This window comes from Saliphagus sp. GCM10025334 (genome assembly GCF_042663485.1).
Lineage (GTDB): Archaea > Halobacteriota > Halobacteria > Halobacteriales > Natrialbaceae > Natronosalvus.
The window spans coordinates 43,962-66,904 of the sequence record NZ_JBHTAF010000009.1; the positions used below are offsets into that span (position 1 = coordinate 43,962).

35 protein-coding genes are annotated in these 22,943 nt (G+C 60.0%); 6 read left to right on the forward strand and 29 right to left on the reverse strand.

Features of this window, described 5'->3' with window-relative positions; genetic code table 11:
* Nucleotide 1: 1 nt before the first annotated feature.
* Nucleotides 2-526 (reverse strand): hypothetical protein, encoded by a 525-nt coding sequence (locus tag ACFQO4_RS20945; protein ID WP_500262678.1) that lies wholly within the window; start codon nucleotides 524-526, stop codon nucleotides 2-4.
* Nucleotides 527-651: 125 nt separating this feature from the next.
* On the opposite strand from ACFQO4_RS20945, the gene ACFQO4_RS20950 reads away from it, so the two are divergent.
* Nucleotides 652-936 carry a hypothetical protein gene (locus ACFQO4_RS20950; RefSeq protein WP_500262679.1) on the forward strand — a complete coding sequence of 95 codons (285 nt, stop codon included), beginning with the start codon at nucleotides 652-654 and terminating at the stop codon, nucleotides 934-936.
* Between the two features lie 21 nt (nucleotides 937-957).
* Here the strand turns inward: ACFQO4_RS20950 and ACFQO4_RS20955 are convergent, their stop codons facing one another.
* Both ACFQO4_RS20955 and ACFQO4_RS20960 read right to left on the reverse strand, forming a co-directional pair.
* Nucleotides 958-2,175: a tyrosine-type recombinase/integrase gene (locus tag ACFQO4_RS20955; protein WP_500262680.1), complete on the reverse strand. Its 1,218-nt coding sequence runs from the start codon at nucleotides 2,173-2,175 to the stop codon at nucleotides 958-960.
* Nucleotides 2,168-2,320: a hypothetical protein gene (locus ACFQO4_RS20960; RefSeq protein ID WP_500262681.1), complete on the reverse strand. Its 153-nt coding sequence runs from the start codon at nucleotides 2,318-2,320 to the stop codon at nucleotides 2,168-2,170. The genes ACFQO4_RS20955 and ACFQO4_RS20960 overlap by 8 nt, the downstream gene beginning before the upstream one ends.
* 416 nt (nucleotides 2,321-2,736) lie before the next feature.
* Between ACFQO4_RS20960 and ACFQO4_RS20965 the strand changes: the two genes are divergently transcribed.
* On the forward strand, nucleotides 2,737-2,946 hold the full coding sequence (locus ACFQO4_RS20965; protein ID WP_500262682.1) for a hypothetical protein: 210 nt from the start codon (nucleotides 2,737-2,739) through the stop codon (nucleotides 2,944-2,946).
* Nucleotides 2,947-2,952: 6 nt separating this feature from the next.
* Nucleotides 2,953-3,351, forward strand: a complete 399-nt coding sequence (locus ACFQO4_RS20970) for an SHOCT domain-containing protein (RefSeq protein WP_500262683.1) — start codon at nucleotides 2,953-2,955, stop codon at nucleotides 3,349-3,351.
* 126 nt (nucleotides 3,352-3,477) lie between these two features.
* Here ACFQO4_RS20970 and ACFQO4_RS20975 read toward each other — a convergent pair whose 3' ends face one another.
* The 23 genes from ACFQO4_RS20975 to ACFQO4_RS21085 form a co-directional block, all read right to left on the reverse strand.
* Complete coding sequence (locus tag ACFQO4_RS20975; RefSeq protein ID WP_500262684.1) at nucleotides 3,478-4,065, reverse strand: HDIG domain-containing metalloprotein; 588 nt, start codon at nucleotides 4,063-4,065, stop codon at nucleotides 3,478-3,480.
* A gap of 154 nt (nucleotides 4,066-4,219) precedes the next feature.
* Nucleotides 4,220-4,630 carry a DUF8115 family protein gene (locus ACFQO4_RS20980; RefSeq protein ID WP_500262685.1) on the reverse strand — a complete coding sequence of 137 codons (411 nt, stop codon included), beginning with the start codon at nucleotides 4,628-4,630 and terminating at the stop codon, nucleotides 4,220-4,222.
* A 1-nt stretch (nucleotide 4,631) separates the two neighbouring features.
* Entirely contained in the window at nucleotides 4,632-5,474 is an 843-nt protein-coding gene (locus ACFQO4_RS20985; protein WP_500262686.1) for a ParA family protein, read from the reverse strand.
* A gap of 310 nt (nucleotides 5,475-5,784) precedes the next feature.
* Entirely contained in the window at nucleotides 5,785-5,967 is a 183-nt protein-coding gene (locus ACFQO4_RS20990) for a hypothetical protein (protein WP_500262687.1), read from the reverse strand.
* Between the two features lie 138 nt (nucleotides 5,968-6,105).
* Complete coding sequence (locus tag ACFQO4_RS20995) at nucleotides 6,106-6,282, reverse strand: hypothetical protein (protein WP_500262688.1); 177 nt, start codon at nucleotides 6,280-6,282, stop codon at nucleotides 6,106-6,108.
* 274 nt (nucleotides 6,283-6,556) lie between these two features.
* Complete coding sequence (locus ACFQO4_RS21000; RefSeq protein ID WP_500262689.1) at nucleotides 6,557-6,862, reverse strand: hypothetical protein; 306 nt, start codon at nucleotides 6,860-6,862, stop codon at nucleotides 6,557-6,559.
* Nucleotides 6,859-7,185, reverse strand: a complete 327-nt coding sequence (locus ACFQO4_RS21005; RefSeq protein ID WP_500262690.1) for a hypothetical protein — start codon at nucleotides 7,183-7,185, stop codon at nucleotides 6,859-6,861. The genes ACFQO4_RS21000 and ACFQO4_RS21005 overlap by 4 nt, the downstream gene beginning before the upstream one ends.
* The gene (locus ACFQO4_RS21010; RefSeq protein ID WP_500262691.1) at nucleotides 7,182-8,000 is read right to left on the reverse strand and encodes a hypothetical protein; all 819 of its coding nucleotides are present in this window, start codon (nucleotides 7,998-8,000) and stop codon (nucleotides 7,182-7,184) included. Before ACFQO4_RS21010 ends, ACFQO4_RS21005 begins: the two co-directional genes overlap by 4 nt.
* 259 nt (nucleotides 8,001-8,259) lie before the next feature.
* A complete protein-coding gene (locus ACFQO4_RS21015; RefSeq protein WP_500262692.1) occupies nucleotides 8,260-9,102 on the reverse strand; it encodes a site-specific integrase in 843 nt (280 codons plus the stop codon).
* 357 nt (nucleotides 9,103-9,459) lie between these two features.
* The gene (locus ACFQO4_RS21020) at nucleotides 9,460-9,609 is read right to left on the reverse strand and encodes a hypothetical protein (protein ID WP_500262693.1); all 150 of its coding nucleotides are present in this window, start codon (nucleotides 9,607-9,609) and stop codon (nucleotides 9,460-9,462) included.
* A 169-nt stretch (nucleotides 9,610-9,778) separates the two neighbouring features.
* A complete protein-coding gene (locus ACFQO4_RS21025) occupies nucleotides 9,779-10,087 on the reverse strand; it encodes a hypothetical protein (RefSeq protein ID WP_500262694.1) in 309 nt (102 codons plus the stop codon).
* On the reverse strand, nucleotides 10,084-10,398 hold the full coding sequence (locus ACFQO4_RS21030) for a hypothetical protein (protein WP_500262695.1): 315 nt from the start codon (nucleotides 10,396-10,398) through the stop codon (nucleotides 10,084-10,086). The genes ACFQO4_RS21025 and ACFQO4_RS21030 overlap by 4 nt, the downstream gene beginning before the upstream one ends.
* Before the next feature lie 178 nt (nucleotides 10,399-10,576).
* Nucleotides 10,577-10,918: a hypothetical protein gene (locus ACFQO4_RS21035; protein ID WP_500262696.1), complete on the reverse strand. Its 342-nt coding sequence runs from the start codon at nucleotides 10,916-10,918 to the stop codon at nucleotides 10,577-10,579.
* Nucleotides 10,908-11,255 (reverse strand): hypothetical protein, encoded by a 348-nt coding sequence (locus ACFQO4_RS21040; RefSeq protein WP_500262697.1) that lies wholly within the window; start codon nucleotides 11,253-11,255, stop codon nucleotides 10,908-10,910. The genes ACFQO4_RS21035 and ACFQO4_RS21040 overlap by 11 nt, the downstream gene beginning before the upstream one ends.
* On the reverse strand, nucleotides 11,245-11,430 hold the full coding sequence (locus ACFQO4_RS21045) for a hypothetical protein (RefSeq protein WP_500262698.1): 186 nt from the start codon (nucleotides 11,428-11,430) through the stop codon (nucleotides 11,245-11,247). Before ACFQO4_RS21045 ends, ACFQO4_RS21040 begins: the two co-directional genes overlap by 11 nt.
* On the reverse strand, nucleotides 11,427-11,714 hold the full coding sequence (locus tag ACFQO4_RS21050; RefSeq protein ID WP_500262699.1) for a hypothetical protein: 288 nt from the start codon (nucleotides 11,712-11,714) through the stop codon (nucleotides 11,427-11,429). Before ACFQO4_RS21050 ends, ACFQO4_RS21045 begins: the two co-directional genes overlap by 4 nt.
* Before the next feature lie 72 nt (nucleotides 11,715-11,786).
* A complete protein-coding gene (locus tag ACFQO4_RS21055; protein WP_500262700.1) occupies nucleotides 11,787-12,065 on the reverse strand; it encodes a hypothetical protein in 279 nt (92 codons plus the stop codon).
* Nucleotides 12,062-12,295, reverse strand: a complete 234-nt coding sequence (locus ACFQO4_RS21060; protein ID WP_500262701.1) for a hypothetical protein — start codon at nucleotides 12,293-12,295, stop codon at nucleotides 12,062-12,064. The genes ACFQO4_RS21055 and ACFQO4_RS21060 overlap by 4 nt, the downstream gene beginning before the upstream one ends.
* Nucleotides 12,292-12,501 (reverse strand): DUF7563 family protein, encoded by a 210-nt coding sequence (locus ACFQO4_RS21065; RefSeq protein ID WP_500262702.1) that lies wholly within the window; start codon nucleotides 12,499-12,501, stop codon nucleotides 12,292-12,294. The genes ACFQO4_RS21060 and ACFQO4_RS21065 overlap by 4 nt, the downstream gene beginning before the upstream one ends.
* Nucleotides 12,502-12,603: 102 nt before the next feature.
* On the reverse strand, nucleotides 12,604-14,154 hold the full coding sequence (locus tag ACFQO4_RS21070) for a DNA cytosine methyltransferase (RefSeq protein ID WP_500262703.1): 1,551 nt from the start codon (nucleotides 14,152-14,154) through the stop codon (nucleotides 12,604-12,606).
* Nucleotides 14,151-14,831, reverse strand: a complete 681-nt coding sequence (locus ACFQO4_RS21075) for a hypothetical protein (protein WP_500262704.1) — start codon at nucleotides 14,829-14,831, stop codon at nucleotides 14,151-14,153. The genes ACFQO4_RS21070 and ACFQO4_RS21075 overlap by 4 nt, the downstream gene beginning before the upstream one ends.
* Complete coding sequence (locus ACFQO4_RS21080) at nucleotides 14,828-15,136, reverse strand: helix-turn-helix domain-containing protein (RefSeq protein ID WP_500262705.1); 309 nt, start codon at nucleotides 15,134-15,136, stop codon at nucleotides 14,828-14,830. The genes ACFQO4_RS21075 and ACFQO4_RS21080 overlap by 4 nt, the downstream gene beginning before the upstream one ends.
* Nucleotides 15,133-15,738 (reverse strand): hypothetical protein, encoded by a 606-nt coding sequence (locus ACFQO4_RS21085; protein ID WP_500262706.1) that lies wholly within the window; start codon nucleotides 15,736-15,738, stop codon nucleotides 15,133-15,135. The genes ACFQO4_RS21080 and ACFQO4_RS21085 overlap by 4 nt, the downstream gene beginning before the upstream one ends.
* Before the next feature lie 356 nt (nucleotides 15,739-16,094).
* On the opposite strand from ACFQO4_RS21085, the gene ACFQO4_RS21090 reads away from it, so the two are divergent.
* From ACFQO4_RS21090 to ACFQO4_RS21100, 3 genes are all read left to right on the forward strand, one after another.
* Nucleotides 16,095-16,319, forward strand: coding sequence for a helix-turn-helix domain-containing protein (locus tag ACFQO4_RS21090; protein WP_500262707.1), 225 nt, complete (start codon nucleotides 16,095-16,097; stop codon nucleotides 16,317-16,319).
* Between the two features lie 7 nt (nucleotides 16,320-16,326).
* Nucleotides 16,327-16,917 carry an HNH endonuclease gene (locus tag ACFQO4_RS21095; RefSeq protein WP_500262708.1) on the forward strand — a complete coding sequence of 197 codons (591 nt, stop codon included), beginning with the start codon at nucleotides 16,327-16,329 and terminating at the stop codon, nucleotides 16,915-16,917.
* Nucleotides 16,918-17,054: 137 nt separating this feature from the next.
* Nucleotides 17,055-17,516 carry a hypothetical protein gene (locus ACFQO4_RS21100; protein ID WP_500262709.1) on the forward strand — a complete coding sequence of 154 codons (462 nt, stop codon included), beginning with the start codon at nucleotides 17,055-17,057 and terminating at the stop codon, nucleotides 17,514-17,516.
* 125 nt (nucleotides 17,517-17,641) lie between these two features.
* On the opposite strand, the gene ACFQO4_RS21105 is transcribed toward ACFQO4_RS21100, so the two are convergent.
* The 3 genes from ACFQO4_RS21105 to ACFQO4_RS21115 all read right to left on the reverse strand — a co-directional run bounded on the left by ACFQO4_RS21105 (nucleotide 17,642) and on the right by ACFQO4_RS21115 (nucleotide 22,550).
* Complete coding sequence (locus tag ACFQO4_RS21105) at nucleotides 17,642-18,505, reverse strand: hypothetical protein (RefSeq protein ID WP_500262710.1); 864 nt, start codon at nucleotides 18,503-18,505, stop codon at nucleotides 17,642-17,644.
* Between the two features lie 144 nt (nucleotides 18,506-18,649).
* Complete coding sequence (locus ACFQO4_RS21110; RefSeq protein ID WP_500262711.1) at nucleotides 18,650-21,799, reverse strand: helix-turn-helix domain-containing protein; 3,150 nt, start codon at nucleotides 21,797-21,799, stop codon at nucleotides 18,650-18,652.
* A gap of 442 nt (nucleotides 21,800-22,241) precedes the next feature.
* Entirely contained in the window at nucleotides 22,242-22,550 is a 309-nt protein-coding gene (locus ACFQO4_RS21115; RefSeq protein ID WP_500262712.1) for a hypothetical protein, read from the reverse strand.
* Between the last annotated feature and the right edge of the window lie 393 nt (nucleotides 22,551-22,943).

Consider the following 22,943-nt stretch of genomic DNA (forward strand, 5'->3'; position numbering starts at 1 on the left):
ATCACCGCTGCCCCACTAGCGCAGCGTCTTCTTCGGCGCCCACTCCGTCGAGAATGCAGTCGGCAGCGGCTCGCGCAGTAATCTCGTCGTTGAACTCCATGATCGCCTTGCCGCCCGTGCCTTCGAACTCGACTTCTCCATTTGTGTAGCCGGAGACGTTTCCAACTGCCCCAACCTCCAGCACGTTCGGCGTTTCGTCGAAATATCGCCGAAGGATCTGCTGGGCGGCGTCGAGTTCGGCGTACACCTGCGCTTCCTCGGGAGAGGCTGGAAGTCCGCCGTCGATTTCTTCGCGCGCCGTCTCGACTGTCTCGTGAACGGTCGCCTCGCTCAGTCCGTCGCCCTCGAGGGCGTCGATGTAGTCCTCGGTCAGCCCGACACGGTGCGTGTGGTACGCCTCTTCTTCGGAATCTTCGGCCGTGTCGATGCTCTCTTCCGAGTACTCGAGTTGGTCGTGGAGCAGGTGGGCTCGCTCGACGATGATCGTCCGCTGCGGTTCGGGTCGTTCGCTCTGGCTCTCTGCCATACCAACAGGTTCTATTTCAAACACCATATATCTGTCCCGGCTATTCGAGACGATAGCTCTAATTTTCGGTATTCTAAGTCACTATCTGGGACAAAGCTAAGTGTGCCGGGATAGTGCATCACTTTATGGGGACTACGCCTCAAGTCGAATCAACCGTGACTGGATTGCTGTCGAAAGGTGAACGCGAGTTCTTCCAGGGTGAGAAGGACCCGGAGGACCCGGACGGCTATCGTCGAAACGCGCGCTACCGTGCTCGCCAACGAATTCAACAGATTGAGGACGATCTCGAACTACTCGAAGAGGTCGGTGAGGAGGACATCGTCGCTGAATTCTACAACCAATTCTCTCGTGTCGGCCAGCTCGAAAAGGAGGTCGAACAACTCCGGTCCCAGATCGACGACGGGGAATAGAACAGTTGACGCGGTGGGGCGCTATTCGAAGGCGTCCGCCAGTCTCTCTCGCATGAACTCACGCCGGTACTTCCGTCGTTCCTCTTCCGAGAGGTAGTTTTTCAGTACAACACTCGCGTCCGAACTCCCCTGGTCGGCCGCGATTACATCCAGATTCTCAAGTAGTTGTTTCTGGGAATCGAGATACGTCGTATACCAGAACCGCCGGCCCATTTTCGAGGTCGGGGTCTCCCCGCGTACGCGAACGCCAGCTCGTTCAGCGAGGCGCTGGAATCGTGATTGGACGGTCTCGCCCGTGATGTGGCCGCTCGAGGCCGCCGTCGACGGGAACAGATACCCGTTCCAGCTTCGGTCGCGGGCGCCGACGTCATCGACGCGATCGGCGAGCGTCGCCGCCCCGTAGATCAGGGCGACCGTCCCCGGTCCGTTCTTTCGTTCGTCGAAGTGAATCCGTGGGTCGTCGCCCTCGAGGACGAGCTGGGAGACGTGCAACGCCGCCACCTCCGAACGGCGAAGGCCCCACGCGCACAGCCCCAGGACGAGCAGTTGCTCGCTCGGGTTCTCGACGGCCTGATAGAGGCGTCGCACCTGGTCGCTCGAGAGAGCGGCGTTGTCGGGCTCAGAACGTGTCCAGTTGTACTCGCGGTGGATCTGTTCGGCCGGGTTGAACGACGCTTTGGCGCGGCGCTCGAGGTGCTCGTAGAACTGGTTGACGTCGCCCCGGTAGCGGATCTTCGATTCGTCCGTCCCGAGGTCGGCGTTCAGTTCGTCGAACACGGCGAGCACCCGACGGATTTCGTCACCTTCGTTCTCCGGGTCGGCCACACGATCGACGAGGTCGGCCTGGCCGTGGAGGTCGCGATATATCTGGGCGTACGTCGACAGCCGAGATTTCTTCGAGGCGATCGTGGTATCGGCGAGGCTTCGGCGCCGTTCGATGGTGAGGGCGTACGATTCCAGTTCTTCGATGGTGGTTTCATCGGCAACACCCCAGGGGTAGGACCCGTCAGAAAGGGGTTCTACATAGCCCACCGTCTCAAGGAACTCCGAGAGCGTCATATCGTGGTGTTCGCGAAGGGCGTACTGGATTCCACCCGCACCGACGTCGAGAAGGTCCTGGTAGGTCGGCCGGGTGTCGAGATCGTAGCCAGCTCGCTCGAGGTCGATCTCGACGTAGGCGTTCCAGTGGTGCTGGAGTTCCTCGAGCGACATTCGCGACCAGTTGACCGACTCACTCATCGGCCCGTTCTTGCAGCATCGCGACGACGGAACCGAGATTGTCCAACGCCTCTTCGGTCGTCGTCTCCCCATTCAAGAGTTCGATTCGTACGACGTACATCGCCTGTAACAACTCGAGGCCGTCCTCGCCGATCTCGTCAGCCAATTCCCGACGCCCTTCTGTCGTCGACGGGAGTTTCGTTCGCTTGTGTTCTCGGCCGAGAAGGCGGTTCGCTGAGCGTTTTACCGATTCTAAATCCCTCATTTTCGTACGTTTCGCTACAACTGACATTCATATAAAACTACTGTGTACGTGGTTGTCGCTTGCAGGACAACGTAGATACACAGGTATTCGGCCAATGGTGTGTAGAACCGTGGTAAACCGAATATCGCTGTATAGAAATTTCGACCCTAGTCCTAGATGCTAATCTCCCAGATATCAACGTCTGACGCCTGTTAGCGCACGGATAGGAAATGGAGGGGTTCATCAATTTCATTCAGTCATTTCCCCATACCCATTTACTTTCACTTTCACTCCGGTCGCGTCAGATATTAACCCCTTCAATGCGAGTGTTCAACCGAATGCAGAACGATACCGAAAGGCGGTTGGATGCCATCGAAAAGAGGCTCGACGAACTTGAGCGATCGGTCCAAGGTAGACATTCGAGAGAAGGACTGAAACGCCGTGTCGACGACATCGAGCGGAAGCTCGAAGGGAGGGGAATGCGCACTGGAATTGACGATCTCGAGCGAGACATCGAGAAGATCAAGCGAGAGCTTGGGATTCGATAGATGCCAGTGGATACTGATTCCGATATTTGGAAAAAGGGCCGAGATCCCGATTCCCTCTCCGTAAGAATAGTCAATTTCCTCTCTCAACACCCTGATAAAGCGTTCCGAATTCGTGAGATCTGCGACGAGGTATTGAGTACAGATTTCGATAAACAAGCAGATAATGATCGACTTTTCGATCTCCGCGAGGCTGGCGAAATAACAGAGGATGAATACGAGAGGCGGCATCATGACGAGGTGCCGCCGCTCCCATACGTAATGAATGATAGCCTTGTCTTCCTTCAAATCCGAATACGGGCGTTGTTGAATGAGGGCCTCGTCGAATGCCGAGTGCTAGACGGTTCGGCATCAGATTCGCCGACCGCTGGTGAAGAAGTCGGTTACTATAGCTACGCCCTCGAATAACTCTCTGACTATATACCTGAGCATCCGTCCGGCTCCTCACACGAGTTTTTCTGCTTCGATCACGAGGAGGTCGTCCTGTGGGTGCATCGCCGGCGTTGGCCGCTCGATCGGATAAACAGGATCGGACTATCGAAGGTCGGTCGCCTCGAGCCCACAGTGCTCGAGTTCTTCAGGAATCGGGCCCTGGACCTTCGGCGTGATCGACGCCGTCGACGCGACCATATCGGCAGTGTGCACCAGGTCCTCGAGGTCCGTCTCCGGATAGGGGCCGTCGTACCACGCTCCCATGTGGGAGGCGATCGCGTCGGCCACCGCGTCATCGAGGTCGGATTCGAGAACAACCTCGGCCATCTGAAGGTCGTGGTCTGACGTCGATTTCGGTGACGGGTTCAGCGGGTCGCCGTTCTTGCGCTGGTCGTGGAGGATAGCGGCCGCGTGGGCGAGGTCGATATCGTACTCGGTGAGACGGCCCTGTCCGGTGTAGCTGTCCGCCAGGCGGTCGATGACCGTCGAGAGCATCAGCGTATGCGCCCAGAGACCACGCTCGCCGCGACACGCCGGGTGGTGGAATCCAGAAGTACTGGCTGGCACCTCCCAGAAGTAATCCGGGGCGTCGGCGGTGAGCTGGCCGACGATGTGGCGGACGTCGCCATCGTCGATGAGGTTGAGAGTCGGCATTCGGCGATACACTTCCTCGGCAGGAGTTGTTGCCATAGCCAACAGGTCGGACGGAGTGACTGTATAGTTATCGGGAATGAATTAGCCGACGAACCTCGCCGGCCTCAAGTGAGCGTTTTCGGGAATCTTTATTCGTATACGGTATACGTATACAATATCTATATTCAGTTTACTAATACCGCTTCCAGATTCAGATTTCGGATGCTTGATTCACCGCGTGGCGTTTCTTCGCCTCGAGCGTCGTCTCGAGAGTATCTGGGGCGACTTCCGAGAGGCCGACGCGCACCAGGAGTCCGAGTGCCATCGCTTTCGTCGCGTCGGCGTCGGTTCCCTCCCGATCGAGGTCGTCTTGGGCGTCGGCCACGATCTCCTCGAGGCCGTCCGTCTCGTCGAGGCCAGCGACGAGTGCTGCCAGATCCGAATCACGAATCGTCAGGTTGCTGTGAGCGTCGCCATCGTCGATCGCCGCGTACGCGTCGACGATCGCATCCTCAAGCGACGGCGAGTCGTCGGCCGGTTCGTTCGTGGGTTCGGTTTCGTGGCGTTTCTGCTGTTTCGCTTCCTCGAGTAGGGCTTCAGCTTTGGATGTGTCGTCGCTCATGTTATCGTGCCTCCAGTCGGTCGAGTAGATCGTTGGTCAGTTCGCGATACGAGTCACGCGCTCGCTTTCCCGTCGCGTACAGTTCGTCGTCCTCGAGCGCGAACAGGGTTCGGCCTTTGGCCTGTTCGTTCCCGATGTCCTGGGCCTTCGTCACCGACGGACCGGCGACGTCAGGATAGGCCTTCTTTAGTTCGGCTTCGAACTCACCCGAGAGGTTCGTCCCCTTCTCGATCATGGTCGCGAACACGAGCTGAAGTTGCGGACTCGCGTCGTGATCGGCGTCGTCGCGGATCGCCTCGAGTTCCGTCTCGAGATTCTTCGCCTGGTTGCGTTCGAACTCGCCGGGTTTCAGCGGTGCGACGACGTTCTCGGCGGCGAACAGCCCGTTGATCGTGATGTTGTCCTCCTTTCCGGGGAGGTCGAGCAACACGAGATCGTAGCGTGGCGCGAGCTCGTCGGTGATGAACGCGTCGAGTTTGCCGTATCGGTTCTCCCGGGGGACGTTCGCGAGGTTGTTGTCGGCGCCGCCGAGACCCTCGTCGGCCGGAATGATGTCCACGCCTTCGTCGGTCTCGAAGACCATCCGATCGACGATGTCGTCGATATTGTCTCGGATGAAACTCCAGTTCTCGCCGAAGACCGCCGAGATCGGGGCGTCGGGGTCGTCGACCTCGTCGGCGATGCCGAACTGTGTCGCCAGGTCGTTCTGGGTGCCGGCGAGATCGAGGGCAACGACCTCGAGGTCGTGGTGGTTCACCGCCGAAACGGCGATGTGGCCCGTTGACGTCGTTTTCCCGACGCCGCCCTTCGGGACGTACGTCGCGGCTCTCATGGTGTTTTCCATATACGTATACTGTATACAGATAGGACATACAAATAGGTTTGTCAGACAGAGTATCTGCAAATCGTGTGTGTTCTAATCCAATGGTCAGATTCGCCCCCGGTAAGATGTGCTAGAAATTATATACATACACGTCCTATAATCAATTATGATCCCAAGGTATCTTCCCGATCTTTTCTATGACAACCCCGTAGAGTTCCTTTTTCGGATTATTGATGCCATCATTCATTTCCTGTACCTTCTTGGCGGGATGGCTTGATCTGACTATATTAGACACAAAGTGCTTCACCCGCAGGTACGAGAAATAGCAGGCCTATTCTTCGTCGTCTTCAGCTCGATCTCGAGCCCGCGTCCCCCGGCCGGCCTCGGTCGCCGGCCAGTCCTTACGTCGGAACTCGCCAGGATGCTCGGTGTTGACGTGCTCGGCCAGCTCGGCAGCGCCGCCAGTCGAGTGCGAACAGTCCGGTGACGGGCACTCGAAGGTTTGTGGTGTCATAGTATCTGATTTGAAAACTCCTGGTTAGGGAGTTGTCGGTCGTTTTGGGCGTCGAGTCCAAGCTTCGTTGCCCGCGGGATGAACCCGCTCCAGATAATTGATTGGTCAAACCAAAGGCCTTCCGGGCCCAAGTCTTGGCTACCGCTTCGTCGACGACATGATCTCGAGCCACGAATCGTGGCTGGCCTCCTCGATCCGCTCGAGGGCGTGACGCTCACAGAAGTACTCGGTGCGCTGGGTGACCCGACGTCGGTTTTTGACGTTGAACCGATAGTCGGAGGTCCGGTCGCAGTCACGCCACTCGCACGAGAGCATACGCGGTCGTTCGATGTACTGGATAGAAACAGTCCGCCTCGGTGCGAAAGTGGAGGTAACAGGCAACGGTGGGAGACCATGCTGGCCCGATGTGGTGGTGCGCAAGGTGCATGATGGACCTACAGCGCGGCCAGGGGTCGAACGTGGGCGATTTTGCGCCTCCGGACATCGTTTCGTGATGTCAGTCGTGGCCGGTGGATCGGCGCTCGAGCCGACGCGCCGAGGACCGCGATCGAGAACTTGCACTCGAGTGCCAGCGTGGGTACTGTCGCGGTCAGTAGTACGCACCCGCGTAGCCGAACGCGTGCTGACAGTCCGAACAGCGGAACGTCGGCTTTGCGGGGACGGTCGTGATGGCCGTACTTTCACACCGAGGACACGGCGGGTTCTCGGCGTTCTCTCGAGCATCGGCGTAGGCGTCCCAGTCGACGGTCGTGCTTTTGACCGTCCGGCGACAGCCCGCTCTCGGACAGACGAACGCTCGAGCGCGGCCACCGTGCTGGTGCTCGGTTGCGTCGACATAGCCGTGTTTGGGACACCACCATTCGTACTCGGAGCCGGCGTCGGGGGAGTCAGTCATTCGGAATCACCGTCCCCGAAGGCGCACTCGTTACACAGCGACGGACCGTCGACGCCTTTCGTACAGGTGGACTGGTTGACGCCACACCAGTCACACGCCCACTCCTCGTAGCGCTCGAGGCGCTCTTTGACCATGTCGGCAAGTTCTTTCTGCATCCCGGTGAGGCCGGTTTTTCGGACCTCGTCGGCGCCGATCGTGTTGCCTTTCGACCCCTCGAGCCACTCCTCGCGATTGTACTCGGCCAGCTCGATGAGGAGCGGGTAGAGGCGATCGGGGTACTCCTCACGGAGTTTGATCGTGTGATCGTGGAGGCCGTCCGTCATCGGTCGTCCTCCACTGGGTCTTTCAGACGTGGGGCGACCACGATTCGAGGTCCTTCGCTGGACTCGGCGATGAGCGGGATGTTATCGCCCGTGTGGAACGTGACCGTACCCTCCGTCGGGAGTGCCTGAGCCAGATCCTCGAGATAGCCGGGTGAGTAAACCGACACCGCGCCGTCGTAGGTTGCCGGTCGGCGCTCGAGGTCAGCATCGAATTCGTCCTGGTAGCCCCAGACGCGTTCGAACTCACCGTCGTCCTCATTGAACTCCTTGCGGTCGCCCTCGGTGAGCACGGCGTCGGCGACCGGGAGGAACCGTATCCCTCTCGAGGCCGCCAGTGCTACCTTGTTGATCGAGCCGGCGAACTCCCAGGATTCAGCCGTCCCGACCACTTCGAAGTCGATACGCTCGAGGATGTCGTTGAGATCCCGGTCGTCTCGAATCGTGTCCTCGTCGATTACAGGGACGGTTTCGACCCAGTGGTTGTCTAAGATGGTGAGTTCGTCGTCGCCGTCTTCGTACTGAATCGTGACTTGCTCGTCCGACGAGGCGAGGAAGTGAAGTGCTTCGTGTAGTTCGTCGACATCGACGCCGACGGTCGCCGGCCGGTTCGCCTCGATTTCGTACCGGCCGCTGTCGACCGCCATGACGTTCGCGGGGTCGACCGCACTCGCGTGCAGTTCCGAGGTCGTGAAGTGGAGTCGTGCTTCGTCCACGACCGGGTCGAGGGCGTCGGCGATGCGAACGAGATCGCCTCGAGTGACGGTCGCCTCGAACGCTTCCTCGTCGACGATCGTCTCCTGGGCCGTGTCCGTCATCGGTCGGCCCCCGAACGCTCAGTTCCCGTGTGTAGTGTGCGGTCGTTTCCTTCTGATAGGCAAGAAACAAACTCCCATTCGGAACCGCACTCCGAGCAGCGAGCCTTGGTGTTTCGATTGTATCGGAGGAACGTGTCCACTCGTCCGCCACAACCCCCACACTCTATCGGCGGGACCCAAGCCTCCAACTCAACCTTGTCTAATTCCGGGTTGAGTGTCGTCTGTTGGAGCGATCCAGTAGAGGTTCGCCTACGGTCCATCAGCGATACACCTCCGCGAGAGCGCGGCGAGTCATCTGGCCATTTATCTGGAGGTACTTCGTCGGAGTCTTGTCGTCAGTCCAGCCCATCATCTGTTTGAGTGCCTCTTTGTCCAGGCCGTTCCCGGCGTGATACGACGCCGCGGTCGCCCGAAGTCCATGCGTCGACGTTGCGTCCTCGGCCAGCGACGGTGCGGCTTCCATCGCGTCCCGGATGCGGCGCTGGAGTGTACTGAACGAGTACGGCCACTCGCCGTGGAGTTCGACGAGTGTAGCGACGGCTTCTTGCGTTCGTGCCGACCACTCGTACGGGATCGAGCGAACAGCCGCAGCGGTCTTCGGCATCCAGTACTGTTCCGCGATCTCCTCGACCGACCGGTCGTCGCCGTTATCCTGCCGCTGTCGAATCGCCTGCTTGCACTTCCCACACACGTCACCGCCCCGACCCGATGTGCACGGGTCGTGGCCGGGGATTTCGATGACACCCTCGTAGTAGTCCACCCACGAGGCATCGAAGTGTGTCAACTCGCCGCCGCGAAGTCCGAGTCGGCCAAGCATGACGATAGCGGCCCATGTCTCCAGCCCTTCGTCGCCACCGAGCCGGGACGCGCCGATGAGTAATCGCTCGTACTCGGCCGCGTTGAGTGCTTTCTCCCGCGTTGCCGTGGACTCGTTGGCGTCGGGGTACTTCCGTTTCTCTTCGGTTGTGTCAGAACTCGGCGCTCTGACCGGCGTCGTGTACTCGCCGTCAGGGAGGAGTTCGTCGGGGTTTCCTGAGATGGCAGCGGCCTTCATTTTCTGCCGATCTTCGTCACTCAGGCCGACCTCTGGCTTCGAGCTCACGCCGACCCCCTCCGACCGCAGTAGGGGCACTCATTACCACGAGACTCGACCACCACATCGGCAGCCGTCTCGGGGCAACGATGAGCCCACTTCTGCGCGTCTATCTTCAGCTCACTGTTGCATCCTGGACACGTTGCCATCGAGAGCGTGCCGCGTGAGATTGCTGCCGTGAAGCCACAGTTGCCGGGGCACTCCACAGCCACTAATTCTGCCGAACGCTCAGCATCGTCCTTCTGATCGAGGTGCTCACCCGCCTCACGGCAAGTAGCACAGAACTCTGGATCAGGCCCCCCCATCCCGGCGTATCCACCACAGCACTGACAGTGAGCCTCTCGTGGCTCTGGTCGTTCAGTATCGTCACTCGTCATCGACCACACCTCCGACGATCGTCACCGTCATGCCCGGCATTGCTTCGGCGCGTGCTGCAACCCGGTCGGACTCGTAGTAACTGACTGGCGGGATGAATCCCTCCTCGTTCGTCACCTTCCAACGTTCAATATCGGTCATCTACGCCTCACCTCGCATTCGTGCCCCTGCCTTGCACCACAGGCACCGTTTTCGGGTTTCGTTGACTGTCTTGAACCCGTCTCCACAGATACACACCCTCGAGTAGACGACCAACTCCTCACCGTTCTCGAGTTCGTATACCTCGTTCCCGTTCCGCTCAATACCGGGCTCACTCATCGCGGCCTCCGTCCGACTCTACATACCAGAGTGATTCCGGGTCGTTCCTCCACCAGTTCACGTCGTCAGCCGATCCAGACCCTCGCTCACCGCACTCGAAGCAAGTCCAGTAACCGGCATCTGGCGCTTCCCTCACGTCGCCGGATTCCCCACAGACAGGGCACTCAGGAGGCTCTGGTGGGTCTTCGATGAAGCGGTCTGAAATGTCACTGGCGTCAGGCTCACACATCGGGCCGAAATGGGTATCGACAGCCGCGTCTTCGTCGCACCCGATAATCACACACCGCTCAGTCCCGCTCATTTCAGCACCTCTCCGGTCCGGATATTCGCCACTCGGTGCCCCTGTGCAGCCGCGTGTCCGGTCGCACCGAGTTCGGTGTGATACTTCTCCGAGCAGTCCGCACAGCGGTAGTCTTCGCGCTCCATTCCGCTCGGGGGAGTGCCGCCGTCGGTGTACAACTCCATGAGCGTGAGGTTCTCGAGCGAGCCGGAGTAGCGACGGCCGCATTCATCGCACATCCAGTACCCGGCATCAGGCCCCTCCCACAGCGCGATCTCCTCGCACTCGGGACACTCATGGATCGGTCGGCCGTTTCGGTCAACACCGGTCATCTACGCCTCACCTCGCATTCGTGCCTCTGCCTTACACCATAGGCACCGTTTTCGGGTTTCGTTGACTGTCTTGAACGCATCCCCACAGGTACACACCCTCGAGTAGACGACTAACTCCTCGCCATTCTCGAGTTCGTATACCTCGTTCCCGTTCCGCTCCATTCCCTCCGACGACTGCTCACTCATCGTCCTTCCCTCCATCAGTTCCCGTCTCTGTGTGTCGTTTTCGAAGACGTAATTCTGGCGCGAAATCAACGTCTTTTCCAGCGGCATAATCGTTCGTCTTCTGGTGGCACCCTTCGCAGAGATGCACGTCCATCTTTTCGCCAGTCTCCTCGTTTTGGACTGTCTCGAAGTGGTCTGCGGAGACGACTTTACACAGGTCGCACGGTACTTCTTCCCCGCCCGATTCGAGTTGACGGCGTTGTGCGTCGTATGCGTCTTTGACTCGCTGGATTCGCTCTCTAACGCTGCTGCACACAGCGTTTTTATTATCTACACTTTCAGATTTATCGCTCATTTGAATTCAACTCCTTGAGCTTCTTGTTTACTTTTGAGACCAGAATCTGGCGGGAGAGGTCCGCTTTCGCTTCGTTCTCGAGGATTGCTTGAAGGTACTCCTCCGTGCAAGGAGCGAGTAGACCAAACCACTCGAAAACCTCATCCTGTTCGACGAGCTGGTCAATGACTTGATTGACATCGCCTCGATCCAGCGGAGATCGTGACGAACTGCCGTCTGATTTCATTCGACGACGTCCAGTCCAGATGTTCGACTCTGCGTCCTGAATGCCATCAGGCTCTGGCTCAGTGCGTTTGTGGACGCACTCGAGGACGTGCTGAAGTCCGTCACTCGACATCGTGATCGACCTCCTCGAAGTAGACCGTCGGGTCTTCGCCGTCCAGGTCCGCCGGCGTGTAGCCGTAGTGGCCTTCTCCCGATACGTCTCCCTGGCACTTCGCACCGACGAGCCTCACTTTGACCGGCGTTCCATCGGGAAGGAACACGGTCGGCGCGCGGTCAGTATCGTTCATGCCGAACCACCTGCAAATTTCTCGAGAGTCGTCCGCTGGGTCGTCGGCTCGTCGCTTTCCTCCTCAGAACTACTCGAGAGCAGGTCCGCCGCCACCGTCCCCGACGGCGGCCGGTAGCCCGTCGCCTCGAGGTCGTACTGGTTCAACGCGCGCTCGACGTGGCGCTCACCTTCGCCAGTAAACTCGCCGATCTCCTCGATCGTGAGTCGGCGCGCGGCCAGCTCGGTGAGTGTTCGTTCGCACAGTTCGCGGTCCAGATCGTCGAGTGGGGTTCTATCGTGCATCGTCTTCGGTCTCCTCCAGTTGTTCGATCGCCTGTTCGACTTCCTCGTGAGTGGCCTCCGGGTGGTCGTCGGTCATGCCGGCACCTCGCTGGCGTCGTCGTGGACGGCCGCCTGGACCTTCCGGACGATAACGCCCATCGGCGTGTCCGTCTGCGATTTGCGGTGATACCGCTGGACGACCTCGATCGGGAGCAACCCGAACTCGCTGGGGTCGCGCTTCTTGTTCGGGAGTTTCTCCGTGGAGTAGGTGATCGACGGGCCGCCGGGGTAGTGGACCGAGGCGACGACGTCCGATCCGATCACAGCGAGTTGCCAGTCGTAGCGAACGCCGCCGTCGATTACGCGTCTCATCGGCGAATCCCCTCGACTTTTGCTCGGCGGATCGTGCGCGGGAACTCTCCCGTCGCGACGATGGCGCCGCGAACCGACTCGATCCCTCGACAGTAGGAGTACGACCCTTCGAGGCCCTCGAGGCGGCACTCGTAGTGCTCTTCGACGAAGACGTCGTCGCCGTCGGGCTCGAGTTTCGAGTCGACGATCTCGAGGCACTCCGGGCGCTGATGGTGCTCGCACACGATCATTGGCCGTTCACCACCGGTTCGTAGTCGGGATTCCAGCCAGCGCCCTGTTTGAGGTGGCGGTACGTCGAGCACTCCGGGCACGCGTGGAGGTTCCCATCGTTGTCGCCGTAGACGCCGACCGTCCCCTCGAGGACGCGCGTTCCGCAGTTGAGACAGCGGTTTCCGGTGGGTTCCGCGCCGTAGACCGTCGGAGTCTCGGTGCTCATGGCCGTTCCTCCGGAAGACCGCAGTCGGGACACGTCTCGCCGTACTGGCGTCTCGAGACGGTTCTCGGGCAGTTCGAGCAGTGCCAGACCGAGCCTTTCGTCTTAGTCATCCGAGACCACCTCCTCGTACGCCGGGATCTCCACGTCGGCGTCGTCGGGGAACCCGGCGCCGTAGGTCGACAGCGTCGGCGCCTCCGTCGCGAGGATGTGCTCACAGAGCGCTCGCGCCATCCCGACCGGGACGGCGTTCCCGATCTGTGCGCGTCGGTCTTTCTTCGCGTCGCCCGTGATCTCGTAGTCCGCCGGGAAGCCCTGCGCTTGTTTGGTCTCCGGTGGGTCGAGCATCCGGTACCGGAGATCGATACCGAACGGGTAGACCGCCGGATCGGCCAGCGCGTACCGGGCGCGTTTGGTGAGCGTCGGGAGCGGGTCGTCGATCGACTTCACTGAGTGCTCTGGCGTGCCGTTATACTGTACCAGAAACGGCGAGAACAGCCGACCGTCGTGATTCCGGGCCGTCACCGTGTGGAACGGCCTCTCGTCGGGGTTGTAGGCCGGGTTCGAGTGCTTGCCTCGAGCGGATCCGTTCCGTGGCAGGACGAACGCCTGCGCTTCGATGAAGTGGATAGCGCCGCGTGTCGTGATGGTCGACACCGGTTCTGTGTCCGCATCTCGTGGGTAGGCCCCGCTGTGCTGGCCCATCACCATCGGCGTCGACGCTGTGTCGTCGACGGCGACCTCGCCACGAACCAGAAACGGTTCCGTCCGCTCGTCGATCGCCGTCTCGATCTCTTCAACGGGGACGACGTCGTCCTGGAGTGCGTAGATATCCGACTCATCCATTCGCTCGAGTGCCGCCGCGTAGGGCGCCAGTCGGTCGTCGCAGTAGTCACGGATGCCCTTCGCGATACGGTCCATCGTCTTGCTCGCGAGCGCCTTCGAGCGCGTGAACATCGACTCGCCACGGTCGCTCCAGTCGATGATCTCACTGGCCGGCACCCAGTCCTCGAGGTCGTCGGTCGGGTCGCTCGAGTGGGTGGGTTGCGGGGGTGTCGGTCGGTTCGTTCTCGAGGCGATCACGAACAGCCGCTGTCGGGTCGTCGGGTCGCCGTAGTCAGCGGCTCGAAGTTTGACCCCATACCGATCTTTGTCGTCACGGACGACGGTGTAGCCCAGTGCCTGAAGCATCTCGACCCAGCGCACGAAGATCGAGCCGTCGCGCGATGGTGTCCCGTCGTCTTCGACCGGTCCCCACGACCGGAGCTCGCCGACGTTCTCGATGAGCAGGTGATTCGGTCGCAGGAGTTCGACCCACCGGAGGACGTGCCACGGCGACGCCCGTTCCTGTTCTTTCACGGGCTTGCCGCCTCTCGCGTTCGAGAAATGCGTACACGACGGCCCAGCCGTCAGTAGGTCGACCGTCCCGGGTTCGGCGACGTCCGGCGGGAAGATCGCCTCGACCTTTGCATGATAGTGGTCGGCCCACGGGTGGTTTTTCTCGTGGGTCGCTATCGCGTGCTCGTTGTGGTTGATCGCCGTCAGATGGAAGTCCTGGCCGGGTGTGTAGCCGAGGTTCTTCGCGGCGTCGACGGCGCCCGTCGAGATCCCGCCCGCGCCTGCGAAGAGGTCCACGACGGTGAGGGTGTCGGTCACTGTCCCTCTCCCCCGTTCTGGAGGTCGTCGTACCCATAGCGCTCGACTAACGCCTCGAGTTCGTCGACGACCGTCTCGGTCTCCTGTTTTCCCAGGCCCGATAGGTCGTAGACGAGCCGGACCAGGAGGTCGTGTTTCGGTTTGCGCTTTCCGCTCTCAAGGTCGGTAATCGTCTCGTCGATGGTCTCGAGTGCCGTCTCGATGGTGGATTTGTTGAGACTCGCGTTGCGACCGTAGAGTAGCGCGACCACGTCCTCGTCGGTCAGGCCGCTTCGGCGCAGCGCTCGCAGGTCCGTCGCGAGCGTCTCGATCGACTCGGCGGCCTGGGCCACCTGGACGAGATCGGCGTGGAACTGCTCCGTGTCGATCGTGACGTCCTCGAGTTCGAGTTCCTCGTCGGCGTTCGTGAGGAGTTCCTCGAGCGGGTGTTCGTCTTCGCCGCCATCGGTCGCGAGCGGTTTCGCCTCGGTCGTGATCCGGTAGGTTGCACACGACGAGCCGCCCCAGCGATCGAGGTGGCCCTGGTCTTCGAGACGTGCCAGCACGCGGCCGGCGATGTGGCCGTCGATGCCGAGGTCGTGTTTGACCTGCGTGGTCGTCACGAACGACTGGCCGTTACGCTTGCGTCGACGCACGTACGCGAGAATCTCGTCCGAGTGGTCGTCGAAGATGGTCATCGAACCACCCCTTCGGCCGTCGGTCGGTCCCACACCGGCCGTTTCTCGGGCATGGCCGTCTGGTAGGCATCCATCGGGCCGGCGTCGGTGAGCTTCATCGCCGTCTCGACGAGGCCGTGTTCCGAGAGGTCCTCGAGCATCCGGTAGATCGTGGCGCTCGACCACTCCAGGGCCGACACGAGTTCGCCAGCCGTCTGGGGCTCGTCGCAGCTCTCGAGATGAATCCAGAACCGTGCTCGGTTCGGCTTCACGAACGCGAGGGCGTCCGGGAGGTCGCCGCGTCCGGGATAGTCGGCAGGGTTCATCGTCCACCCCCGAGTGCCGCTGGAACCTCGTCGGTCGTCGTCCGTTCGTGCTCGCCGTTGAGTCGACGCAGGAGATCGTCGTTCCGAAGGTCGTCGTTCTCGTTCCAGACCTCACCGTTCTCGTCGAGCGTCCGGGAGACGTAGGGCGCGTCGGCGTCAGCGCTCGCGGGCGTGACGTACTCCATTCGGTCACCGCGTTCGATCACCAGGACCTCGTCGGCCTCGAGGCGCGAGTCCGGATGGACAGGAGAGGTGTCCGAGTCGGGGAGTGCCTCTGACGAAGGTTCTGGGTCCGACTCGTCCGGTTGGTCGTCGGCCTCGTCGGCCGTTGGTTCTGTCGATTCGCCCGTGAGTTCGGCTTCGCGGGCATCCAGGGCGTCGGTGATCGGTCGCTTCGGCGGCTCGAAAAACGACTGGTTCGCGAGTCTCCAGCCGGCCAGGCGCTCGAGGGAGTTGATTCCCCGGATGAGTGCGAGCGCCGTGTCCGGTTCGTCCATGTCGATGAACCGGACCGGGTCCTCACCTGCGAGCTCGAGCACGCGATCGTGGGTGTCGGCCTCGAGGTTGTACTCCGACTCGGGCACGTACGCGTGGACGCTCATCGGTCCGCCACCTCGGAGAGCGGCGTCTCGAGCGTGCGTGACGTGCGCGCTGAAAACTCGACGTCGATGTGGACTCCTTCAGTGTCCGAGCGGCCGTACCGGCGGACACCGTTCTCTGCTTGTGTTTCGTTCCCCGCTAGTTTAAGGGGGTTGGCGTTATAATCTCGCATGGTTCATTTACCTGAATTCCCAAGGGTATACGAACCGACCCGCGCAACGCCCTATCGTTGCGCTTTCTACGGCGTGATTTCACCGTCGAGTGGCTCGTATGGATAGTTCATTCTTCTGTGGGGTCTTAGTTCTTTCTACTGTGCACCTGCACAGTAACTATATACCCGGCGTCCGTAGACCCATCCGTGACTCGTGACGATTCGACGGCCGATGATTTCGGTCGGAAATATAAAGCCTCTCAATTCGTTCGTGTTGTTCGCCGTGAGGAACCCGTCACAACGGGCGAAGTAGCTGAACAGGTTGGATGCCACCGAAACACCGCTCGGAACCAGTTGGACCGACTCGAGAAGAACGGTCGGCTTTCGAAAGAGCAGATTGGCCAGGAGTTTATCTGGAGTACTCGTAGGTGATTTGAAAATGTCGAATAGGCTTTCTGCTACTGAATGGCGGAAGGTTCGCGAAGACATCCTTGACCGTGACGGCAGGGAGTGTCAGGACTGCGGGATTGGTGACTCAGACGCCGATTCACTTCATGTTCATCACATCCGCCCATTGGACGAAGGCGGGAGCAACGAGTTCGAAAATCTGCTCACGCTTTGCGATTCTTGTCACTTCGAACGTCACGCCGAGGATAGACGAAAGGGGACCCTCGAGGACATTCGAGACATTTTCATTCAGGTAGACGTCCCGGTGCTTCGGACGAAAGAAGTCGCAAGAAGGTTTGGCGATGTCTCGTCGATCAACACGCCGAAGAAACTCAAGAAGCTCGTTGGCGATGGATTCCTTGAAAAGGGTGCTCGCGGTGTTTACTACCGGGCCGATCTCGAACCAGGGAGTATGAATTTGGCAGGGAGTTCAGGCGTGATCGTGGATGGGTCGTATATCGAAGATGGCGAGTACATCGGGAACGAAGATAGGACACGTCAATGCGAGGATTGCGGCCGATGGATCTACGGGAAGGACCCCGATCGGAAGTTACGAAACCACAAGCGGATTTCGTGTGATTGATCCAGATCTGTCTCTCCCGTCGGGATCGGTGGAGCGTTCGTCTGGTGGTCGATTTAGCTGTTCTACGCGCACCTACTGTTTACTTTCACCCCGCTAGACGAATTCTTATATTCGTGTTCGTGGTAGGACCTATCCGAATGTCCGCTAACTCTGAACCCAGCGGTGCCTCGGTTGAGTGCCGTCCTCTGCCGGGAATCCGGTCCCGGCTGTCAGAACTCGAGGAGGAAGCCGCGAACGAACAGGTCGAAACGCTGTTGGGCGTGATCGACGAGCTGGTCGGAGAGGTCCGCCGTCTCGACGCGAGGAATCGAAACATGAAGAGCCGTCTCGAGAAGCTCGAGGCCGTCAATGGACTCGATGGCGACGAGTGGGACGTCACCGAGACCTCGAAGATGGGGTACCGGGACAAAGCCGTTCTACGGGCGATCGTCGCCAGTGGTGATACGTGGTTTTCGTTGAAGGCCCTCCAGCGACTCTATCGCCAGCACACTGACGTCCGTGATTCGGAGACGCTTCGAAAGCGAATCAAGCATCTGACCACCGAGGGACCGTTCGAGTCGGATCGGTCGGGTTGGGAGTTTACTGGAAACACCGACTAATCCGCAGCGGCCTCAACGCCATCGGAACTCGGCCCGGTACCGGTTGAAGAAACTCGAGGAGAACGGGCAAGTGCGCAAAGATGAGATCGGCGATGCATTCGGCTGGTGGTCAAAATAATAGTTTGTTACACTGCATCGTGTAAAGACGAGACTATCGATCCATATCGCCCGCGTTCAGCCATTATATCTGAGGCTGTCTGAGGGTCGATCGATTTTCCATAGTATACAGCCGGTTCTGGAGGAATGGGTCGATGCCATGGCCAAGTCGGTTCGACAACATTCCCATCGATCTCAAACCACCCATGAGCCTGAGCCATACCTCCATATTTTGGGAGTGATACACCCTCAACGTACGATAATCGTTCATTCTCCAAGTCCTGACGTAGCGCAGTAATCGCCGATTCATAACACGCCCCGGGATCTTTAACAGAATTCATCAACAGCTCTTCAGCTAGTTTCATCTGCTCTTTTGAGAGTTCACTGACGTCGCTTGGAGATCCATAATTTTTGGCATACTTAAACCGAATGTCGTCCCCCGAATATAATTCAAGATATGATTTGAGATCCTCAAGGCGCTCCTCTTTAGTTTGATTCTCAACCGTGTTCCAGGCCTGTTCGATCCGGGGAACGTTGCTGAGGTGGTTCTTTGACTGTTTTTCCGAAAATCCGTGTGATTCGAGCATTGTCATGAACGCACCGATTGCTCTGTGCCATTCTTCGATCCAAGTGACTGATGCCTGGTCCGACCGATATTCTCTATACGGAAGATTATCTGGAAGGGTGGGAAGTCTAGGGTAGAGATTACGAGCGAGGACTAACGTGATATTGAATTGGTGCGGCGGTCTGGACTTCATCGTTGGCGACGCCACTATTTCTGCTCCTTCTTTGGAATCGTCCTTTGCGTTAAGTATAATTAGGTGCTCCGCAGGGACGCGATCTGCCAATTTTTCAGTGATTTTTTCATATACGTCGGGAAGGTCGTCGTACATCTATTAGTTAATTCTACTGCATTTTACAAAAGCATACTCGAAGCGTAATCACTCACCGTCCAAATCCCCAGTCTCAGCGTCGAAAGATGCTAGGAAATCATCACCAGAACTGGTGAACGTCACCCGAGATGACTTCGAGTTCAACTAATCCGCAGCGGCCTGCCGTATGGCGGTTTTGATCGGCTGCTGCTTATTTACCGGCCCCATTAACAGGTCCGAGTCCTCGTCATCGGGCGGTGATTCACCCGTGAGTTTCGCCGCGAGTCTGACCCACGGGCCGTACTCGTCGTGATCGAGCAGCGCCCACGGATCTTGCGGCCAGAAGAGGACGCCGCCGATCGGGTCCGATGGGTCGCCGTAGCGATCCGGTGGCAGTGACTCGATGAGTAACGCGTCGACGGCCTCGAGGAACGATCCATCCGCGAACGACGGAAGGACAGGGTCGGCGCGTTCCTCGCTCGTCGAGAACGAGAGCGCCAGCCGGTAGCCGTCGTCGGTCACTAGGAGCAGACCCAGCGACTCCAGATCCCCACGATAGTTGTAGACCGTCTTCGGGGAGACGCCAGCCCGCTCGGCGAGCGCTGTCTTCGAGAGCGGTTCGTCGGTCTCGAGGAGTGCCTTCACGATCTTGCCCGCCGAGTCCGTCCGGCGCTCGTCGGTGCCGAGATCGGTGACCAGGGAGTCGGCCTCGAGGTTCGCGAAGGCCGTCCGGAGTTCGTCGGGGCGGATCTCGCGGCGATCGGCCTCCGGCGAGAGGGAGCGGTGGAGGACACGGGCGGCTTCCTGGGGCGTCTCGACGAGAGCGTGCGTCGTCGCGACGGCCTCGCCGGTCGCCCGGAGGTTCTTCCGGGAGAGGACGCGCTGGAGGGTGTTGGCGTAGGAGACGCGGTCGGGTTCGGATCGGACGGGAATCTCGACGCCGAACTCGGGAGCGTCCTCGTGGACCTCTCTCGGTGACTCGAGGCGGTCGCGAAGCAGGTCCTCGAGTTTGTGGACGTCGGGGCCACGGAGGATGAACGAACCGATAAGTGAGCCCGTCGGGTCGTCGGCGTCGACGGTTGCGGTGAAGGAGGATTCACGTTTGTCTTCGCGGTCCTCGAAGAGCTGTCGATAGGCAGCGAAGTGGCCTCGATAGACCGACTGGATGGCCGCCGCGTGAGCCAGTGAGTCGGCGAACGCTTCGCGTTTCTCGAGTTTCAGACCTTCGGGAACGCGGATCTCCCGGTGGAGCGTGATATCCAGTGCCTTGAGGATGTGGACGATCGTGCCCCAGAGACCGTGTGCGGAGCGGACGATCGCCGACCGGAACGAGTCGCCGTCGTCGTACTCGCCTCGCTTGTACTGAGTCGTGAGGAGAGCGAGCTCGTCTCCCCACTCGATGAGGTTGTCCCGGAACGTCTGGCCGTCCTCGACGGCTTCATCGGAGGCCGCGCCGATACACCGGGCATCGCGGATGATTGCTGGGTCGGGGTCGATCGACTCTAGGCGGGACGGGGTCAGTACCCGGTCTACAAACTCCTCGCTGGCTAACGCCAGTGCACTGCTCACCGTCAGTGGCAGCGGTTCGCCCGCTCTCACGGCTACAACCGCCTCCCGGCGTTCATCGTTGTAGCTTACGTATCGGGTCTTCCGTTCGTGGTCCTCTATCCCCCCGCGTACAAGCGTCAGGCCGCCGTTTTCCCCACAGGCCGCCACCGCCGCGTGCGCCGCCGGTCCCAGGTATCGGGTCCGGTAGTAGGCGGTGCTGTCCTGATCGTCCTCTCCCCCACCCAATCCCGTTCCGGTGCATACACGGTCCTGTCTGTCTTGTTTACCGCCGCCATTAACGAAAGACGAAATCGACCGCTGTCTGGCGGTTTCACGCTCGAACGTCTCGAGGACCTGTTCACCGAGGGGTCGAAGCTCGACCTTCTTCGAACGCTGGGGACCGAAGCGGTTTACGAGATCGTCGTCGACGAACTGGCCGACGATCTGGCGAACACGCGAGTCGTTATCGCCCGGATAGAGGTCGTACAACTCCGCGTACGACAGGATTCCACTCGGGTCGGCGTACAGTTCGCGGAGCATCGTGACCTCGAATGAGTCGGCCTCGAGGTTGGCGGCAATCGCCTTCGCGGTCTCATCGCCAGAGCGTCGAGTACGCTGACGACTGCACCACTCACTAACACCTGGGAGGTCGACACGGTGGGAATCGACGACCTTCGAAAGGGTCAGTCCACTCGCGACCACACGGACGTCGAAACTGTCGGCCAGAACGGCGAGCAGGTGACAGACGTCGACGCGCTGGTCACGCCGCCGGCTCTCGAGCCAGGCCTCATCGACGGTAACCGACAGGGTGGCGTCCTCGGCAGCGCCGAACAGTTGGGCGGCCGCGAGCAGGTCGTTGGTACTCGCCATCGGACTGTCGTGGATCGACGGCACGAGCTCGCCTGCGAGTAGGCCGACTGCGTTCGCGTCACCACGCGCGGCGTTGACGATCTCGGAGCGAATCCAGTAGGGAATCCCGAGATCCTCGAGCGCCTCGTACGTACTCGCGACGTCGGCGCCGACGAACAACTCCCGGACGCTCTCAGCGAGCAACGTACGCACGCGCTCGTGTTCGAACAGTGACTCCCAGACAGCCGTGACCGTAGCGTCGCCGTCCAACTCAAGGACGGCGGCCGCCGAGACGGGCGGCTGGTCGGTCGGGGTCACCTCACCACGGGCGAGGTCGCCCCGATCGGGCCGGGAAGCCCACGCCTCCAGGTCGTCACGGATCTCGCTCTCGAACAGGACGTGGTCGGGGTCCTCGAGGGAGACCAGGTCCGCGAGTTCGTCACCGGGGTCGGAACACCACGCATCGACGAGGTCGGCGTAGCGTTCGCGTTCCTCGGCCATCGAGACGTCGACGAGTTCCTCGAAGCGCTCGAAGTCTGGGACACCGAGATCTAATCGCTCTTCGAAAAGGGTGGTGAGTGATTCGACCAGCGCTTTGGAGCGCTCCCGAAGGTCAGCCTCTTGTTGGTCGTACTGGCCGTTCTCCTCGGTGAAATCCTTGTAGACGTCCAGTAGGTCTGCTTCACTGGCCTCATACTGGGCACGCCACTCGGCGGCAGTTTCTCGGCCTTCGATGGGTTGGCCGTTGATCGTCTTTATCCGCGCGGTGCGTGCCCCCTTCCGCTTCGGTACGCGCTCGGTCCCGCAATGCGGGCACGTAACCGAACTCTGCCCGACCCATCCGGTCTCTTGAACCCACGTTTTGGTACACGTCGAACACTCAAGCACGTCAAACTCGTCGGTCTCGAGATCGCTCATGAAACCACCTCTCGGTGGACCGTAGGTACGAAAACAGCCGTCACTCTCGAGACGGCACTAACTGCTCGTGGGTGCGTGCTTGCCTGCGTCATAGTGAGGAAACTCCGGAAACAGGACACAGGCCACCCTCTACCGAACGAATGACAGCGTTGACACTCGTCGTGGGGGAAAGCTTAAGACAAAAGACCGCCAACCACAGGGTGTGAGCGTCCTGGGGCGTGGGCCTCTTGTCCCGTGTCCTGTCGCCTATTTTCCTTAGCCGTGCATATCGGCTAGGTTGACAACGCCCGCTCTTAAATCTAGTCGGAGCGTCTGACGATATCTCCATCTGATTCCCAAGGGTATGAAAGCGCTATACCTCGAGCGCGGGCAGCCGCCCTATCAGCTGCCATGCAGTGCTCCTGCCGCCCTATCGGCAGGGAATCGATTCTACGGTCGTATTTCATCGGTAAACAGACACCTCGCGGACGTCGCACAACTCCTCGAGCACGCGCACGATCCACTCGGGAACGGTCTCGGGTTTTTCGGCTTCGCCGTCGCCGCCGAAGACGCCGGTCAACTCTGCATAGGAGCCAGCGCCCTCGACGATCCAGCGATAGTTGCGCTCGAGTTCGGCGACGAACGAGCCGGGCTCGCCGCGTACCGTGACGCGCGCGGTCGTCCCCGAGGGGACAGTCGGCACGTAGTGGGCGAGATCGACGTCGATCGAGCGCTCGAGTGAGTTGTCGATGGCTCGGTTACGGACAGCCATACCAGTCACAACGTCCGGATTACCAATAAGTAGGGGAGGGGGTACTTCCACCCCCTCCACCCTCTGCCGCGTGGCGGTTTTAGAGGATGTATAGTTATGTGGGTCGGTTGCGTTGGTCATGGTGTTGGCCTATAGGTCTGTGTCAACGATCGCCGTCCCCTGCGTTGGGCCGCAGGGGTCATTTTCCGTGACGGTTTGATCCGCCGAGCAGTGCGTTCAGTTGACGCTTGCACTCTTTAGGCTCATGCTACATAAAACTACTCACCCCATATGGGTTACTAAGAGCAGAATAAGAGTTAGCGCAGTAACCTATATAACGTTCCATAATAAGTATTCGGTGGGATTATAGACGCTATGACTCAATCTCTGCCAAGATGCACAGAGAGGTCGGTT